13 protein-coding genes are annotated in these 15614 nt (G+C 73.1%); 10 read left to right on the forward strand and 3 right to left on the reverse strand.

Annotation, left to right across the window (positions count from 1 at the left end):
- Nucleotides 1-19: 19 nt before the first annotated feature.
- Nucleotides 20-1060 (reverse strand): non-homologous end-joining DNA ligase, encoded by a 1041-nt coding sequence (gene ligD, locus IF55_RS03030; RefSeq protein WP_048831473.1) that lies wholly within the window; start codon nt 1058-1060, stop codon nt 20-22.
- Nucleotides 1061-1212: 152 nt separating this feature from the next.
- On the opposite strand from ligD, the gene IF55_RS03035 reads away from it, so the two are divergent.
- The 9 genes from IF55_RS03035 to IF55_RS03070 all read left to right on the forward strand — a co-directional run bounded on the left by IF55_RS03035 (nt 1213) and on the right by IF55_RS03070 (nt 10378).
- Nucleotides 1213-2469, forward strand: a complete 1257-nt coding sequence (locus IF55_RS03035) for a permease (protein ID WP_078643514.1) — start codon at nt 1213-1215, stop codon at nt 2467-2469.
- A 432-nt stretch (nt 2470-2901) separates the two neighbouring features.
- Entirely contained in the window at nt 2902-3318 is a 417-nt protein-coding gene (locus IF55_RS03040) for a CBS domain-containing protein (RefSeq protein ID WP_030874721.1), read from the forward strand.
- A 268-nt stretch (nt 3319-3586) separates the two neighbouring features.
- Nucleotides 3587-4612 carry an SDR family oxidoreductase gene (locus IF55_RS03045; protein ID WP_030874719.1) on the forward strand — a complete coding sequence of 342 codons (1026 nt, stop codon included), beginning with the start codon at nt 3587-3589 and terminating at the stop codon, nt 4610-4612.
- Nucleotides 4613-4799: 187 nt separating this feature from the next.
- Complete coding sequence (locus IF55_RS40320) at nt 4800-5945, forward strand: RICIN domain-containing protein (protein ID WP_245661037.1); 1146 nt, start codon at nt 4800-4802, stop codon at nt 5943-5945.
- Between the two features lie 361 nt (nt 5946-6306).
- Nucleotides 6307-6507: a hypothetical protein gene (locus IF55_RS38150; protein ID WP_030874715.1), complete on the forward strand. Its 201-nt coding sequence runs from the start codon at nt 6307-6309 to the stop codon at nt 6505-6507.
- Between the two features lie 190 nt (nt 6508-6697).
- Nucleotides 6698-7255: a MauE/DoxX family redox-associated membrane protein gene (locus IF55_RS38155; RefSeq protein ID WP_030874712.1), complete on the forward strand. Its 558-nt coding sequence runs from the start codon at nt 6698-6700 to the stop codon at nt 7253-7255.
- Between the two features lie 2 nt (nt 7256-7257).
- Nucleotides 7258-7881 (forward strand): hypothetical protein, encoded by a 624-nt coding sequence (locus tag IF55_RS03060; protein ID WP_037962351.1) that lies wholly within the window; start codon nt 7258-7260, stop codon nt 7879-7881.
- Complete coding sequence (locus tag IF55_RS03065) at nt 7878-9803, forward strand: ABC transporter ATP-binding protein (RefSeq protein WP_078643517.1); 1926 nt, start codon at nt 7878-7880, stop codon at nt 9801-9803. Before IF55_RS03060 ends, IF55_RS03065 begins: the two co-directional genes overlap by 4 nt.
- The gene (locus IF55_RS03070) at nt 9800-10378 is read left to right on the forward strand and encodes a S26 family signal peptidase (protein ID WP_048831474.1); all 579 of its coding nucleotides are present in this window, start codon (nt 9800-9802) and stop codon (nt 10376-10378) included. Before IF55_RS03065 ends, IF55_RS03070 begins: the two co-directional genes overlap by 4 nt.
- Nucleotides 10379-10456: 78 nt before the next feature.
- Here IF55_RS03070 and IF55_RS03075 read toward each other — a convergent pair whose 3' ends face one another.
- The gene (locus tag IF55_RS03075; protein ID WP_051776002.1) at nt 10457-11779 is read right to left on the reverse strand and encodes an MFS transporter; all 1323 of its coding nucleotides are present in this window, start codon (nt 11777-11779) and stop codon (nt 10457-10459) included.
- A gap of 1578 nt (nt 11780-13357) precedes the next feature.
- On the opposite strand from IF55_RS03075, the gene IF55_RS03080 reads away from it, so the two are divergent.
- Nucleotides 13358-14374: a LacI family DNA-binding transcriptional regulator gene (locus IF55_RS03080; RefSeq protein ID WP_030874705.1), complete on the forward strand. Its 1017-nt coding sequence runs from the start codon at nt 13358-13360 to the stop codon at nt 14372-14374.
- Nucleotides 14375-14750: 376 nt separating this feature from the next.
- Here IF55_RS03080 and IF55_RS03085 read toward each other — a convergent pair whose 3' ends face one another.
- On the reverse strand, nt 14751-15506 hold the full coding sequence (locus tag IF55_RS03085) for a recombinase family protein (protein WP_245661057.1): 756 nt from the start codon (nt 15504-15506) through the stop codon (nt 14751-14753).
- Nucleotides 15507-15614: the final 108 nt, after the last annotated feature.

The following is a 15614-nucleotide window of genomic DNA, read 5'->3' on the forward strand; positions in this document are numbered from 1 at the left end:
GCTCGTACCGGGACCGGCCTCACCCCGCCGCCCGCGGCCGTTCGCGTACGACCTGCTCGGCGGGCTTGTCGGTGCGCAGGCCGAGGAAGCGGGGGTGGCGCAGCTTGCCGTCCCCGGTCCACTCGGTGAAGGCGACCTCGGCGACGAGTTCGGGCCGTACCCAGTGCGCGCCGCGCTCACGGACCGCGCCGCCGGCGAACGGCTGCCGCTCGCGCTCCAGCGCGTCCATCCGCGCGCGCAGCTCGGTCAGGGTGCGGCGGTCGTACCCGGTGCCGACCTTGCCCGCGTAGCAGAGCCGGTCCCCCTGGTAATAGCCGACGAGCAGGGCCCCGAAGCCGACGCGGCTGCCCGCCGGTTCGGTGAAGCCGCCGATGACCAGCTCCTGCCCCTGGCCGCACTTGAACTTCAGCCAGTCCCTCGACCGCCTCGGCACGTACCGGCCGTCGGCCCGCTTGGCGATCAGCCCCTCCCAGCCCCACCCGCACGCCTGCCGCAGATACGCCTCGCCGCCGGCGTTGCGGTGGTTGGTGAACCGCAGCGGCGCGCGGAAGGACAGCGCTTCGCGCAGCAGCGCCTTGCGGGTGCGCAGCGGCAGGGCGGTGAGGTCGTGGCCGTCCAGGTGCAGCAGGTCGAAGACGTAGTAGACGACGGCGACCGGACTGCGCCGGGCCCGCGCGGCGTCATGGATGCCCATGCGCTGCTGCAACCGGGCGAAGCTGGTGCGGGTACCGCTGAAGGCGACCATCTCGCCGTCGACCACGAAGTCCTCGCGCTCCTGGGCGGCGAGGGCGTCGGCCACCTCGGGGTACGTATCGGTGAGGTCCTCCCCGCTGCGCGAGGTCAGCCGGGCCTCGGCACCCTTACGGAACCCCAGGCACCGCTCGCCGTCCAGCTTGCGTTCGAAGAGCCAGTCGGGGTCGGAGAAGTAGTCCTCGGTGAGCGTCGCGAGCATGGGCCGTACGGTGCGGGGCTGAGCGGCGGCGCGCAGGGCCGTGCGCTCGTCCTCGGACAGCCCGTTCCGCCAACCGGCCCCCGGCGATGCGGCGCCTTTATCGGTCATCTCTCCTGTGTACGGCCGTCCCGCCCGCCCCGCGACCGGGCGGGGGAGCGTGGACGGCGGGTTGGGATGTGTCGTCGCCGCCGGTCGGGTTACCCCTTAGGGGTACACAATTCGGGCGGAGCGGCAGGCTCGTCCGGGGCAGGAGGACGCTCATGCAGGCAATCTGGCACGCCCTGTCGATCACGGGGTCCATGGCGTGGGAGATCGCCTGGGCCCTGATCCTGGGCTTCACCCTCTCGGCCGTGGTCCAGGCCGTGGTCCGCAAGTCCACCGTCGTCTCCCTGCTGGGCGACGACCGCCCCCGCACCCTCGCCACCGCGACCGGCCTCGGCATCGCCTCCTCGTCCTGCTCGTACGCGGCAGTGGCGCTGGCCCGCTCCCTCTTCCGCAAGGGCGCGGACTTCACCGCCGCGATGGCCTTCGAGATCGCCTCCACCAACCTCGTCGTCGAACTCGGCGTGATCCTGGCCCTGCTCATGGGCTGGCAGTTCACCGCCGCCGAGTTCGCCGGCGGCGCGCTGATGATCGCCGCGCTGGCGGTGCTGTTCCGCCTACTGCTCCCCGACGCGCTGCTGCGCGGAGCGCGCGAACAGGCGGAACGCGGCGTGGCCGGCTCCATGGAGGGCCACGCCGCGATGGACATGTCCGTCAGGCGCGAGGGCTCCTTCGTCCGCAGGCTGGCCTCCCGCGAAGGCTTCACCTCCGTCTCCCACGTCTTCGTCATGGAATGGGCGGCGATCCTGCGCGACCTCGTCATCGGTCTGCTCATCGCCGGCGCGATCTCCGCGTGGGTCCCCGACTCCTTCTGGCGCGCCTTCTTCTTCGACGGCCACCCGCTGGCCGCCAAGGTGTGGGGGCCGCTGATCGGGCCCCTGGTGGCGATCGCCTCGTTCGTCTGCTCGGTGGGCAACGTGCCGCTGGCCGTCGTGCTGTGGAAGGGCGGCATCAGCTTCGGCGGCGTCGTGGCGTTCCTCTTCGCCGACCTGCTGATCCTGCCGATCCTGAACATCTACCGGAAGTACTACGGCGCCCGCATGGCGCTCTTCCTCCTTGGCACCTTCTACGCGGCCATGGTCCTGGCCGGATACGTCGTCGAGTTCGTCTTCGGCCCCCTCGGCCTCGTACCCGACCGGGCCCACGCCTCCGTCCCGGACAACGGCGTGAGCTGGAACTACACCACCTGGCTCAACATCGCCCTCCTGCTGCTGGCGGCCGCCCTGGTCGTGCGGTTCCTGCGCACCGGCGGGAAGGACATGCTCGGCATGATGGGCGGGGCGCCTGATTCCGACTCCGACTCCGACTCTGACTCCGACTCCGGTGACGGTCGCGGGCACGGCCACGGTCACGCCGGGCATGCCGGGCATGCCGGTCGCGAGGGCCGCGACGGCCGGGGGGAGGCCCGGCGCTGAGCGGGGGCGCGGAGGCGGGCGCGAGCCGGGGGCGGCGTCGTCCTCGCGGGCGCGCGTCGTGGGCTCGCGTCGTGGGCGCGCGGTCGGCGCGCTGCGGTCGCGCTCGATCGCGATGACAATGGAGCCGAGGCGTCCGGGGCCGCTGAGAACCGTCGGGCGTCCGGGCCGAGCCGGGGCGAACCGGAGCGATCGCGGGTCGCGCCCGAGCCCTGACGCTTTGCCGTTCGACGGAGTTATACGGAAGTCAACCCGGGCACCCGTGCCCCGGTGCCGAGGCCCGGCCGCGCGGGCGGAGGCCACCGGTCGCCGAGCGGCGGGCCGGTCAGGCCCGGGGAGGACCGATCCGGCCCCGGGAGGTCCGGTCAGGCCCGGAGCGGCCCGGTCGGGGCCGGCTGGAAAGAGAAACGCATCGCTTTCAAGGAGGCACACATCATGCCCGTGGCACGCGACATCATGACCCCTTCGGCCGAATGCGTCGGAGCGGAGGACAACATCCTGACCGCCGCCCGCAAACTCACCGACCTCGGCGTCGGCGCCCTGCCGATCTGCGGCACGGACAACCGGCTCAAGGGCGTGCTCACCGACCGCGACATCGTGGTGAAGGTGCTGGGGAAGGGCAAGGACCCGGAGAAGACCGTGGCCGGCGACCTCGCACAGGGCGAAGCCGTCACCATCGGCGCCGACGACGACGCGGACGAGATCTTCGCGACCATGGCGCAGCACCAGGTCCGGCGGCTCCCCGTCATCGACGGGCACACCCTCGTCGGCATGATCGCGCTGGCGGACGTCGCCCGCGCCCTCCCCGACCCGCAGACCGGCGACCTGCTCGAAGCCCTCAGCAGCAACTGACGGGACCTGCCCGGCCGCCGCCCGGCGGGGCGGGGCCGGACGCCGGTACGTTCCGGGCGCACGCGGCCGCCGTACGGACCGGAGGACCCGCTGCCGGGCGGCAGCCGGACAGGAGCCGGACAGAAGCCGGGCGGAAGCCGGACAGAAGTCGGACGGAAGCCGGGCGGCAGCCGGGCGGAGCGCCGTCGATGCGGCCCCGGCTCGGTGTGACGTCCGCGGCGGTGACCGGCCCCGTCCCACCCATGACCGACCTGAGGGGCAGACAGCCATGAAGGAGACCGTCGTCATCACCGGAGCCAGCGCCGGAGTGGGCCGGGCCACCGCTCTCGCCTTCGCGGCGCGCGGCGCGAACGTCGCGCTGGTCGCCCGCGGCCGGACCGGCCTGGAGGCGGCGGCCCGCGAGGTGGAGGCGGCGGGCGGACGCGCGCTGGTCCTCCCCGCGGACGTCGCCGACCACCGGCAGGTGGAAGCGGCGGCCATCGCCGCGGTGGAGGCGTTCGGCGGCATCGACGTCTGGGTCAACGTGGCCTTCACGTCCGTCTTCGCGCCGTTCACGGACATCGCGGCCGAGGAGTTCGAGCGGGTCACCCGAGTGGCCTATCTCGGCTTTGTGAACGGGACCCGGGCCGCGCTCGCCCGGATGCTGCCCCGCGACCACGGCACCATCGTCCAGGTGGGGTCCGCGCTCGGCGTACGCTCCATCCCGCTCCAGTCCGCCTACTGCGGCGCCAAGCACGCGATCAACGGCTTCACCTCGTCCGTACGCGTCGAACTCATGCACCGCGGCAGCAGCGTCCGCATCCCCGTCGTCCAACTGCCGGCCGTGAACACCCCGCAGTTCTCGTGGGTGCTGTCCCGGCTGCCCAGGCGTCCGCAGCCCGTGCCGCCGATCTACCAGCCCGAAGTCGCCGCCCGGGCGGTCCTCTACGCCGCCGACCACCCCGGACGCAAGCAGTACTACGTGGGCGCCAGCACGGTCGCCACGATCATGGCCGAAAAGCTCGCACCGGGGCTGCTCGACCGCTACTTGGCCCGCACCGGCTACGACTCCCAGCAGACCGACGAACCAGAGGACCCGCACCGCGACCACAACCTCTGGCAGCCGCTCGACGGAACGGCCGGCCACGACCACGGCGCACACGGCTCCTTCGACGAGAACGCCCACCCCCGCTCCCGCCAGCTCTGGCTCTCCCACCACCCCCTTTCGTTCGCCGCGCTGACCACGAGCGCCCTGCTCGGCGCCGCCGCGCTGCGTGCCCGGCGCCGCGGCGGCTCGCGAGGCCCGCGGCGGTGACGGTCGGGCGGCTCGTACGACGGACGAGTGCCGCACCGGCCCCCGCGAGAGACTGTCCGGGCTGGTCAGGCAGGTGTCCGGGGCGGCCGCCGGACAGCGGGGGCGTGGCGGAATTCGGCCTTGTGTCTTGTATCGATCGGCGAGCACGATGGTGCTCGTGGGGGAGCCCTGGGAACTGTCGCCTAATGTGGCGCAAGATGCTGCCGGTTTCGTCGAGTTGCTGCAGCGGCTCAAAGAGCACTCCGGGCTGACGTACCGCGAACTGGAGGAGCGCGCCGCCCGCAACGGCGACGTACTGGCGCGCAGCACACTGGCCGACGCCCTGAGGCGGAAGAGCCTGCCGAGGGCCAATGTGGTGGCCGCCTTCGTCCGCGCCTGCGGGGACGGTCAGCGGACCGACGCCTGGCTGGAGGCCAGGGCGCGGATCGCGGAGGAGAGCGAGGCGGCGGTACGCGAGGCCGACGCCGCCGCTGTTCCCGCGACTGACGCCGCCGCGAGTGTCGCGGGTGCCGTGAGCGATGTGGCCGTGGCGCTCGGCAGCGAGACCGAAGCTGCGGCCCGGCCCGCAGCTCAAGCCTGGTCCGAAGCCAAAGCCTGGCCCGAAGCTCAAGCCCGGCCCGAAACTCAAGCCCGGTCCGCAGCTCAACCCTGGCCCGAAGTTCAAGCCCGGTCCGAAGTCCCGGTCGCCCCGCCGTTCCGCCGGGCCAGGAACCGCGTGGTCACGCTCGCGACCGTGCTCATGGTCCCGTTGCTCGCCCTGGCCATCTGGGGGCTGCTCCCCGACAGTTCGGGCGACGCGGGCGTACGGCCCTCCCCGGCGGCCACCGTCGCGGCGCCCCCCGCCGGCGGCTGGGTCACGATCCACCCCGCCGGCGCACCCGGGCTCTGCCTGACCGAGGGGCGCGACCGCGGCGGCGCCTATGCCAGCGCGGTCGCCGTCCAGTTGCCCTGCGCCCGGGCCGCGATTCCGCGCACGTACCTGGAGCCCGTGAGCCAGGGGCTCTACCGCATCCAGTGGCACCACCCGCAGATGGGGAAGGGCTGCCTGACGATCATGGGCAGCGGGCCGGTGAAGGGCATGCTGGAGCCCCGCAACGACTGTGCCAAGGCCACCCAGTTCCACTTGGAAAGCCCTGCCACCGCCAGCCCCCCGGCCACTGCCGGCACCCCCGCCGCCGACCGCTCCCATGGCGGCGGATTCCTGCTGCGCCCGGCCCACGGCAGCCGGTGCGTCGGCGCGGCCGACAGTGCCACCGCCGCCGAAGGCGCCGAAGTGGTCGAAGAGCCGTGTACGGGCGCGGCCGACCAGACGTTCCTCTTCCGCACCGGCTGACCGGCTGATGGGCTGTCCGGCTCAAGTTCGGGCTGACGGCCCCCGTTCCGGCTGACGGGCCCCCGCCCCGGCCGGCCGGACGGTGTCCGGATCTTTCCCGGACTCCGGCTCCGACCAGGCCGGACAGGCGAAGATCCGTCCGGGACAACCGCATGGTGTTGTGCCCGCCATGCCCCCTCGGCAGGCTCTGCCGCGGCCCGCTCACCGGGCCGTGCACAGCGCTCTCAGCCGTGCTCAGCGCTCTCCGCTGCGCACAGCGCTCTCCGCCGCGCCCGGCACTTCGCCGTGCGCGGCACGCTTCACCCCTCGTCGCGCCGCCGAACGGTGCCGCGGCCTCGACCTCCAACTGAAGGAGTCTCATATGACCAAGATGGTGCAGGCGCTCACCGATCGCCTCGTGGAACGGCTGCTGCCCGGCGGAACGGCGCACGCGGTCAAGTGCCACAGGGCCGGCACGAAGTGCATCAACAGCAGTTGCGGTGGCAAGAAGAACTACCTCCAGTACCGCGTGAACTGCGACGACGGCAGCTACTACTACGAGTTCGCGCACTGCGGCTGCTGATATCGGCGCATACGCACGGATTTCAGATTCCTTGTCGGTTCCTCGGTCTTCACCGGACCAGCGACTGACGCGGTAGGCCGGAACAGGCCGGGACAGGCCGGAACAGCCAGGGCCCGGTGGCCCCCACGCGGGACCACCGGGACGCCGGTCTCCGCACCCTGGCCGGGCCGGCGGAAAGGTGTCTCTTTTCATGGAACTCGTCGCGGTGTCCTGCCGGACGCTGCTCGTCGTCGTCTTCGCGGTCGCTGTGGCGAGCAAACTCAGCGGCGCGGAGCCCTTCAACGCGTTCGTACGCTCCGTACGGGAATTCACCGCGCTCGCCCCGCGCCGCGCACGCGCCGCCGCCCATCTGGTCGTCGGCACGGAGGCGGTGGGGGCCGTCCTGCTGTCGCTGCCCCGGCCGGCGGCGGCGATCGCGGGGTTCGCGCTGGTGGGGTGCGCGCTCGGGGCGTTCACCGTCGGGATGGCGGCGTCCCGGCGGCGCGGCGTACGGGTGCCGTGCCGGTGCTTCGGCGCCTCCTCGCACAACACGGGCGCCCTCCCTCTCGTTCGGAACGGCTTTCTGATCGTCGTGGCGGTGACCGGCACCGCCGGGACGGCCCTCGGTGGGCCGCCCGCCGCACCGGGCGGCCTCGCGGTGGCGGCCGGCGCCGGCCTCGTACTCGGTGTCGTGGTGACCGTTCTCGACGACCTCTACGAGGTGCTGCGCGACCTGCTCCCCGTCGCCGCGCCGAAAGGACACAGGTGACCATGGCGTATCTCATCGCGGCCGTCGTGCTCGTCGGGGCGCTGTGCCTCCTCGACCTCCTGCTGACGGTGGGGCTGATCCGAAGGCTCCGTGCCCAGCAGGCCGCGCGCCCGCCCGCGGCCGGGGCCGTCGAGCGGGAGCTGGACGACGGGATGCTCCCGCCGGGCGCCATCGTCGGGGCCTTCGAGGTACGGACCGCCGACGGCGGGACCCTTCGCCGAGGCGACCTCGGCACCGGGACCGTCGTGGCGTTCCTGTCGCCCGGCTGTCCTCCGTGCCACGCGCAGTTGCCGCGCGTCGCGGCGGCGCTCGCGGCGGCGCCCGCGCCCGGCGCGGGAGGCCCGGGAGGCGCAGGGGGTACAGGGGGAACAGGGGGCACAGGAGGCGGGGGTGTGATCGCCGTCGTCGCGGGGGGAGCGGACGGGGACGCCGAGACCGAGCGGATGGTGAGCGAACTGGGGCCGCTCGCCAGGGTCGTACGGGAATCCATCGCCGGGCCCGTCACGGAGGCGTTCGGGGTCCGCGCCTTCCCGTCCATGTGCCGGGTCCGCGCCGCCGGTGACGTACTCGTGGTGGAGGCCGTCGGCGAACACGTGCTGCCGGCGCCCGCGCCCGTGGCCTCATGACGGCGGACGCGACCGCCTCGCCGGGGCCGCGGCGGCTGGCCGGCGTCTTCCGCGCGGCGACCGGACTCGCCGTCCGGGCGGCGCCCGGGCACATCGCGGCGCTCGCGCTGCTCACCGCCCTCGGCGCGGTGCTGCCCATCGCCGCCGCGTGGACGGTACGGACGGTGCTGGACCGGCTGGCCGCCGGCGGCGGGCTCGCCGCGCTCCTCGGGCCGGCCGGACTGCTCGCCGCGGCGGGCGTATGCGCCGCGGCCGTACCGCAGCTCGCCCAGTACGTACAGGCCCAGGCGCGGCGCGCGGCCGGGCTGCGCGCCCAGGACTCCCTCTACCGGGCCGTGGACGCGCTCACCGGGCTCGGCAAGTTCGAGGACCCGCGCTTCCTCGACCGGCTGCGCCTGGCCCAGCAGGCCGGGGGCATGACGCCGACGCAGGCGGTCGACAGCGGGCTGGGCGCCGTGCAGGCGGCGCTCACCATCGGCGGATTCCTCGGCTCGCTCGTGGTGCTGAGCCCGGTCCTGGCCGCCGCGGTGCTCCTGTCCGGCGTGCCGGTGCTCCTCGGCGAGCTGGTCATGAGCCGCCGGCGGGCGGCGATGCTCTGGGACATCGGCCCGGCGGAACGCCGGGAGATGTTCTACTTCCAGCTCCTGACCAGCTCGCGGGCGGCCAAGGAGATCCGGCTGTTCGGCATCGGCGGCTTCCTGCGCGGACGGATGCTCACCGAACGCCGCCGGGCCGACGCGGCCAAGCAGGCGGTGGACCGCCAGGAGGCGGCGATCCAGCTCGGCCTCGGCGTGCTGGCCGCGGTGGTCGCGGGGCTCGGCCTGCTGTGGGCGGTACGGGCCGCGGGCCAGGATCGCGTCAGCGTCGGCGACGTCTCGCTGCTCATGACCGCGCTGCCCGCCGTACAGGCCGCCCTCGCCTCACTGGCCGGCGAGATCGCCGCCGGCCACCAGGCCCTGCTGCTCTTCGACCACTACGTCGCGGTCCGTGAGACCAAGGACGACGTGCCGGTACCCGCCCACCCGCGCCCGGTGCCCCGCCTCGCCGAGGGCATCGAACTGCGGGATGTGTGGTTCCGCTACGGCCCGGACCAGCCGTGGGTGCTGCGCGGCGTGAACCTCACGATCCCGGCGGGCCGGGCCGTCGGCCTCGTGGGGCTCAACGGAGCGGGCAAGACGACCCTGATCAAGCTGCTGTGCCGGCTGTACGACCCGGCCCGCGGCCAGGTGCTGTGGGACGGGACCGACCTGCGGGAGTTCCACCCGGCCGAGGTGCGCGGACGGATCGGCGCCACGTTCCAGGACTACATGGAGTACGACTTCACCGCCGGCGAGAACATCGGCCTCGGCGACCTGGACCGGCTGACCGAGCAGCACAGCATCGAACAGGCCGCGCGCCTGGCCGGAATGCACGACTCCATCACCGCCCTGCCCGGCGGCTACCGGACCCTCCTGAGCCGTACCTTCTTCTCCGAGGAGGACAAGGACGACCCGGTCACCGGCGTCGTCCTGTCGGGCGGGCAGTGGCAACGCCTCGCCCTGGCCCGGTCGTTCCTCCGCGGCGACGCCGACCTGCTGATCCTCGACGAACCCAGTTCCGGCCTCGACGCCGAGGCCGAACACGAGATCCACCTGCGGCTGCGCGACCACCGCGCAGGCCGCACCAGCCTGCTGATCTCGCACCGGCTGGGCGCGCTCCGCGACGCCGACCACCTGGTGGTGCTGGAGAACGGGCGGATCACCGAACGCGGCACGCACGACCAGCTCATGCGGGACGGCGGGGCCTACGCCCGGCTGTTCACGGTGCAGGCCAGCGGCTACCGGCAGGGGGGCTCGACGCCGTACGAGGCCGGTGCTGGCCTCGGTAGTGCTCCTGCTCCTGCCCTCGGCCTCGGCCTCGGCCTCGGAAAGGCGTCCCCATGAGGTCGGCGGGCCGACGCCTGGCCCCGTTCGCTTTCGCCCTGCTCGCGGCACCTTTGCTGAGCCTTCTGCTGGCCCGGCGCCGCTTCGCCGTGATCACCGTGGCCGGCGCGAGCATGGAACCGGCCTATACCAGCGGCGACCGGGTGCTGATCCGGCGGCTCGGCCGACGTGGTGGGGGTGGCGTCGGCAATCGGGCCGACGAGTGGGTTGGTAGGCGGATCGGCAAGGGGAGCGTGGTGGTGGCGACGTGGCGACCGCCCTCCGGCCACCCGCCGGAAGACCTCGCGAGCACGTCGGCGACGCCGACTCCCCACCAGACGGCCGACCAACAACCTGACGTCCCGTCAACTGCCCGAAGCCGGCTGATCAAACGCGTTGTGGCAGGCCCAGGCGACCCGGTGCCCGAGGGGCTCGGCCCCGCACTCGGCGCCGAGGCCGGTCGGCCCGTACCGCCGGACAGCTTCGTGGTCCTCGGCGACAACGCGGCCCACAGCCACGACTCCCGTCACACCGGTTATCTGCGCCGCGACGACATCGTGGGCCTGGTGGTCCGCCGGCTTGCACGGGGCCGTTGACAGCAGGGCTCTCCGCGTCCGTCCCCTTACGCGCGTCCGTCCCCTTACGCGCGTCCGTCCCCTTACTCGTTCGTCCCCTTACGCGTCCGCCCCCGCCCCGACCGGTTCCGCCTCTCTGGCAGGCCGGCGCTGGGCGCGGTTGCGCAGGTGGACGGCGGTGCCCACGAGCCCGGCGACGGCCAGGGCCTCCAGCCCGATGAGGTAGTAGGCGGGGGAGAGGCGGTCGCCCGTGGAGTCGATGAGGGCGGTGACGATGTAGGGCGCGAACCCGCCGAACGCGGCGTTCGCGATGGAGTAGACGATCGACAGGTACGAGTTGCGGACGTTGCCCGCGGTGAGTTCGGAGAGCATGGCGGGCGTCGGGCCTGCGGTGAGGCCGAGGAAGGCCGCGAAGAGGACGACCGAGAGGCCGATGCTGAACGACCCGCCGTGGATGAGGAGTTGGTAGCAGGGGACGGCGAGTACGGTCAGGCCGATGGCGCCGGTCATCATGACCTTCCAGCGCGCGACGCGGTCGGAGAGCCAGCCGCCGAACACGATGAACCCGGCGTAGGCGGTCAGTCCGACGAGGGAGGCGGTCAGGCCCGCGGACAGGCTCCGGTCCAGTACGCCGTCGAAGAAGGTGGGCAGGAACTGGAGGGTGACGTAGCCGCCGGCGGTCCAGGACACGATGGCCGCGGTCCCCGCGATGATCATGCGCCAGTGGCCGCGGAAGACCTCCTTCACCGGACTGTCGGCGACTTCGCCCTGTTCCCGCATCTCGGTGAAGGCGGGGGTCTCCTCGACGTGGCGGCGGATGTACCAGCCGCCGACGCCGAGGGGGAGGCCCAGCAGGAAGGGGATGCGCCAGCCCGTCGAGTACAGGAAGTCGTGGCTCATCCAGCTCGTGAGGGCCGTGCCGAGCCCCGCGGAGAGGGCCAGGGCCACGGCGATGCTCGCGGCCTGGGTGGACCCGAACAGGCCGCGCCGCCGGGCCGGGGCGTGCTCGAACAGCAGCGAGGCGGCCCCGCCGAACTCACCGCCCGCCGAGAACCCTTGGACCAGGCGCAACACGGTGAGCAGGGCCGGCGCGAGAAGCCCGACCGAGGCGAACGAGGGCAGCGCGCCGATCAGCGTCGTCGCGCCGGACATGGTGAGGATGACGACGGACAGCACCCACTGCCGCCCCCTCTTGTCGCCGAGGTGCCCGAAGACCAGCGCGCCCACCGGGCGGAGGGCGAACGCCGCGCCGAAGATGGCGAGCGTCGCGAGCAGGCCGGTCAGCCCGTCGCTGTCGGGGAAGAACGTCTTGGCGAGAACGGGCGAGAAGTACCCGTAGATGGCGAAGTCGTACCACTCCACGAAGTTTCCGATGGCAGCCGCAACCACGGTTCTGGCCTTGCCGGGCCCCTTTGTCTCCACCGGGTCTCCTTTGACGGTCGGACGGGCGCCACTACCGCGCGAGATGGTGCGGATGCCGGTCGCTCGATGCTCGGAACCAGATCGTCCCCCGACCTGGTATGACGTTTTACCAACGTCGACGTAAGTCAACGTAAGCGCCGGACCATGGACCGTCAAGCGCCGTTGCGACCTGCGCACCGGCGCCGGTTCGGGCAGGGGTGCCCTGGCGGGGGCGGGGCGGGGCGGGCGCGGGTGCGGGTGCGGGGGTGGTGGGGTGGCGGGCCGGTGGTCCGCGCGGTCGTGGAGCGGTATGCCGGGCGGCCGGGGGCTGGTACCCCGGGGCGGTTGTGCACCGGCAGCCGGGGCGGCAGCCGTGGGCCGGCACTCCGGGCGATCTTGGGCCCGCCCCCGGGCGTCATGGGCCGGTGACCTGGGCGATCCTGGGCCGCCCCCGGACGTCATGGGCCGGCGGCCGGGGCGGTCGTGGGCCGGCGCCCTTGTGCCGTCGGGGGGCGGCGCCCCGTGCCGTGGTGGATCGGTGTCCTGTGTAGTAGGGGACTGGCTTCCCGCGCCGTCGCGGGGCGGCGTCCGTGCCGTAGGGGACCAGCATTCCGTGCCCTGGCGGAGGGGTGTCCCGTGCCGTAAGGGACCGGCATTCCGCGCCCTCGCGGACCCGCGTCTTGGGCCGTAGCGGATCGGTGTCCCGCGCCGTAAGGGACCGGTGGCCCGTGCCGTCGAGGGGCGGCATTCCGTGCCGTAGCGGACGGGCCGCCTGTGCCGTTGAGGGGCGGCATTTCGTGCCGTCGGGGGGCGTCCGTGCCGTAGCGAATTGGCGGCCCGTGCCGTAGCGGACCGGTGTTCTGTGCTGTCCGGGACCGGCCGTTCGTGTCGTTGAGGGGCGGCATTTCGTGCGGCAGCGGGGAGTCGTCCTTGCCGTAACGGAGCGGTGTCCCGTGCCGTCGGGGGCGGGCGGGTGTCCTGTGCCGTAGCGGACCGGCGGCCCGTGCCGTAGCGGACCGGTGTTCCGTGCTGTCGGGGACGGGCCGTTCGTGTCGTTGAGGGGCGGCATTTCGTGCGGCAGCGGGGAGTCGTCCTTGCCGTAACGGAGTGGTGTCCCGTGCTGTCGGGGGCGGGTGTCCTGTGCCGTAGCGGACCGGCGGCCCGTGCCGTAAGGGACCGGGGTCCCATGCCGTAGCGGACCGGCGACCCGTGCCGTAAGGGACCGGGGCCCCGTGCCGTAGCGGACCGGCGACCCGTGCCGTCGCGGGGTGGCAGTACTCGGGGCGCGAGTGCGGCGGTGGTGGTGCCTGCGGCGTGGGCGTGGGCGTGGGCGTGGGCGTGGCGTGGGGTGTGGTGGCGATCAAGCTAGGGTCGTGACCGGCAATGTTTGCCTGGTGGAGCGTTGGCCGGTGCGTGTGAGCGTAAGGCGGCCGGAAGTCCTTGTAGCGGAGCTAGCGAAGCTATCAGGGTTCTTGGTCGACGCCGCCGGGGGCGCCTCCCAGCGGTAGCTGGGGGCGAGCGTGTCGGGCGGCGCGACGTGGCAAAGCTTGCCGGGAGGGGCACTGGTGTGGGCGTCAGGTTTGGGGAGGAAAGCAGGCGATGGCCACTCTCGCGGATGTAGCGAAGCGGGCCGGGGTGTCGGTCGGGGTCGTGTCCCGGCTGCTCAACGGCGACGAGACCCTCCGCGCGCGGGACGAGACGAAGCAGCGGGTCAGGGCCGCGGCCGCCGAGCTCGGATATACGCCGAACTACGCGGCGCGCGCCCTGCGCAAGGCCAGGGTCGGCGTGATCGGCCTGGCCGTGCACGACGCGAGCAACCCCGTCTACAGCGAGATCATCGCGGGCGCCCAGGCCGAGGCGGCGAAGGCCGGTTACGCGCTCATGCTCTCCGACGTCAACGCGCTGGCGACGGATGACGAGATGTTCAAGCGGTTCGTCTCCGGCGGCGCGATCGACGGCCTGCTCCTCCAGCGGGCCGGCACCGCCGCCGACTCCCTGGTCTCGAAGATCGCCTCCGGCCAGGTGCCGACCGTACTGCTCAACGACCACACGCGCGGCCCCATCGGCAGTGTGGCCGTCGACGACTACACGGCGGCCCACCTGGCCGTCTCCCATCTCATCGAACTCGGTCACGAGAGCGTCGGGCTGCTCCACGTCGACGGCCCCCGCAGCCGTGCGGCCCGCCGCCGCAAGGGCTGGGCCGACGCGCTCGCGGCCGCCGGGCTGGACGCGCCGGCGTCGCGCGTCTTCCGCGGCGGCCACACCGCCGACGAGGGGTACCGCGGCATGCGCGAACTCCTCGCGGCGCCCGAGCCCCCCACGGCCGTGTTCGCCGCGAACGTCCTCGCCGCGGTCGGCGCGCTCAGCGCGGCCCACGACATGGGGGTACGGGTCCCCGACGACGTCTCGCTCGTCGGTCTCCACGACGTCTTCGTCGCGGACTTCCTCCAGCCCCGGCTCACGGTCGTGAAGCTCCCGCTCTTCGAACTCGGGGCCAGAGCGGTGACGCTGCTGCTGAGCCAACTGAACAACGACCCGGCCCGGCACGAGAGCATCACCGCCCCGGCCCCCGTCATGGTCCTCCGCCAATCCAGTACCCCACCCCCGAGCCACTGACCGGGCCCCAGGGTGTGTGTCGAAAGTCGATCTCGGACTGTGTTTGACCACGGTCCATGGGGCGGGGAGATCTCACGGATGAGCAGCGGGCGGCGCTGGAGCCGCTGCTGCCGGCGGAAGGTGCGATCGTGTGGGACTTGAGCGTCGACTCCACCGCCTACCGCGCCCATCAGCATGCGGCCGGAGCTCGCGAACAAGGCGACCTGCAGAAGGAATCACCGGGCTACAGAAGGAATCACCGGGCGCATCTTCATCGGGTCCCGTGGTCACGGGCTGGGACGCTCGCGTGGCGGGTTCCCCACCACGCTCCACCTGCCCGTCGAGCAACGGCCTCGGGGAACATCGGTACGGCGGTTGGCGCTGAGAAGGATCATGGTCAGGGTGCGAGTGCGCTGACCCGGTTCTCGTACTCGCGGCGGGCCTTGCGCTGGGCCGGGATTGCGGGGAGGCCCTGGCCGCCGTCGAGCGGCTGGCAGCGGTCGAGGAACTGGCGGTGTACGGCGGGGACGGCGCTGACGCGCAGGGTGTGGCCCTGGCCGCGCCGCACGGTGACGCCCTGGTCGAGCGCGGCGCGCTCGGCGGGCTTCAGCTCGGCCGAGCGGAGGAAGTCGGCGACCTTGCCCGGCATGTCGAGGACGACCGGCAGCTCCGGGGCCGGGACGCCCGGGTCGCCGGCCGTGTGCTCGGGCAGGAGATCGGCGACGGCGGTGCGGATCGCGCCGCGGCTGACGCCGTGGTCGCGCGCGAGGGCGGCGATGGGCCGGCCCTCCAGGTACGCGGTGCGGACGGCTTCGGTCCTCGCGGCCGCCACGGCGGGACGGCGTCCGCCCTTGCTGCCCCTGGCCTCGGCGGCGCGCAGTCCGTCGTAGGTCAGCTCGCGTTGGAGGTCGCGTTGGAGCTCGCCGGCGGCGGCGAGGGTCTGCACCATGAACTTCACGGTGGACAGCGGCTCGCCGGTGCGCGGGCGGCGGGCGGTGAGGTCCATCGCGGAGAACGCGCCGTCGTGGATGCGCAGCGCGAGGCGGTCGCGGTGGAGGGCGTCGAGCACGTCGAGGGTGTGCTGGTTGCCGCGTACGAGGCGGAACATCTCGGAGATGTGCACGGTGTCGCCGGGCCGCGCGCAGGTGAGCAGTTCGCGGAACTTCGGGCGCTGGAGGGGGTGGAGGCGGCTGGAGGTGGCCGGGCCCTCCTCGAAGACGACCGGGTCCTCGATTGTCGGCCTCGTCCAGGACGAGGTTCT

Origin of the sequence: Streptomyces varsoviensis, assembly GCF_000718635.1 — a bacterium.
Taxonomy (GTDB): Bacteria; Actinomycetota; Actinomycetes; order Streptomycetales; family Streptomycetaceae; genus Streptomyces; species Streptomyces varsoviensis.

Excerpts from the sequence above, each read along its gene's own strand:
- ligD (WP_048831473.1), bottom strand. The coding sequence starts at position 1,060 with ATGACCGATAAAGGCGCCGCATCGCCGGGGGCCGGTTGGCGGAACGGG.
- IF55_RS03035 (WP_078643514.1), top strand. The coding sequence starts at position 1,213 with ATGCAGGCAATCTGGCACGCCCTGTCGATCACGGGGTCCATGGCGTGG.
- IF55_RS03040 (WP_030874721.1), top strand. The coding sequence starts at position 2,902 with ATGCCCGTGGCACGCGACATCATGACCCCTTCGGCCGAATGCGTCGGA.
- IF55_RS03045 (WP_030874719.1), top strand. The coding sequence starts at position 3,587 with ATGAAGGAGACCGTCGTCATCACCGGAGCCAGCGCCGGAGTGGGCCGG.
- IF55_RS38150 (WP_030874715.1), top strand. The coding sequence starts at position 6,307 with ATGACCAAGATGGTGCAGGCGCTCACCGATCGCCTCGTGGAACGGCTG.
- IF55_RS38155 (WP_030874712.1), top strand. The coding sequence starts at position 6,698 with ATGGAACTCGTCGCGGTGTCCTGCCGGACGCTGCTCGTCGTCGTCTTC.
- IF55_RS03060 (WP_037962351.1), top strand. The coding sequence starts at position 7,258 with ATGGCGTATCTCATCGCGGCCGTCGTGCTCGTCGGGGCGCTGTGCCTC.
- IF55_RS03065 (WP_078643517.1), top strand. The coding sequence starts at position 7,878 with ATGACGGCGGACGCGACCGCCTCGCCGGGGCCGCGGCGGCTGGCCGGC.
- IF55_RS03070 (WP_048831474.1), top strand. The coding sequence starts at position 9,800 with ATGAGGTCGGCGGGCCGACGCCTGGCCCCGTTCGCTTTCGCCCTGCTC.
- IF55_RS03080 (WP_030874705.1), top strand. The coding sequence starts at position 13,358 with ATGGCCACTCTCGCGGATGTAGCGAAGCGGGCCGGGGTGTCGGTCGGG.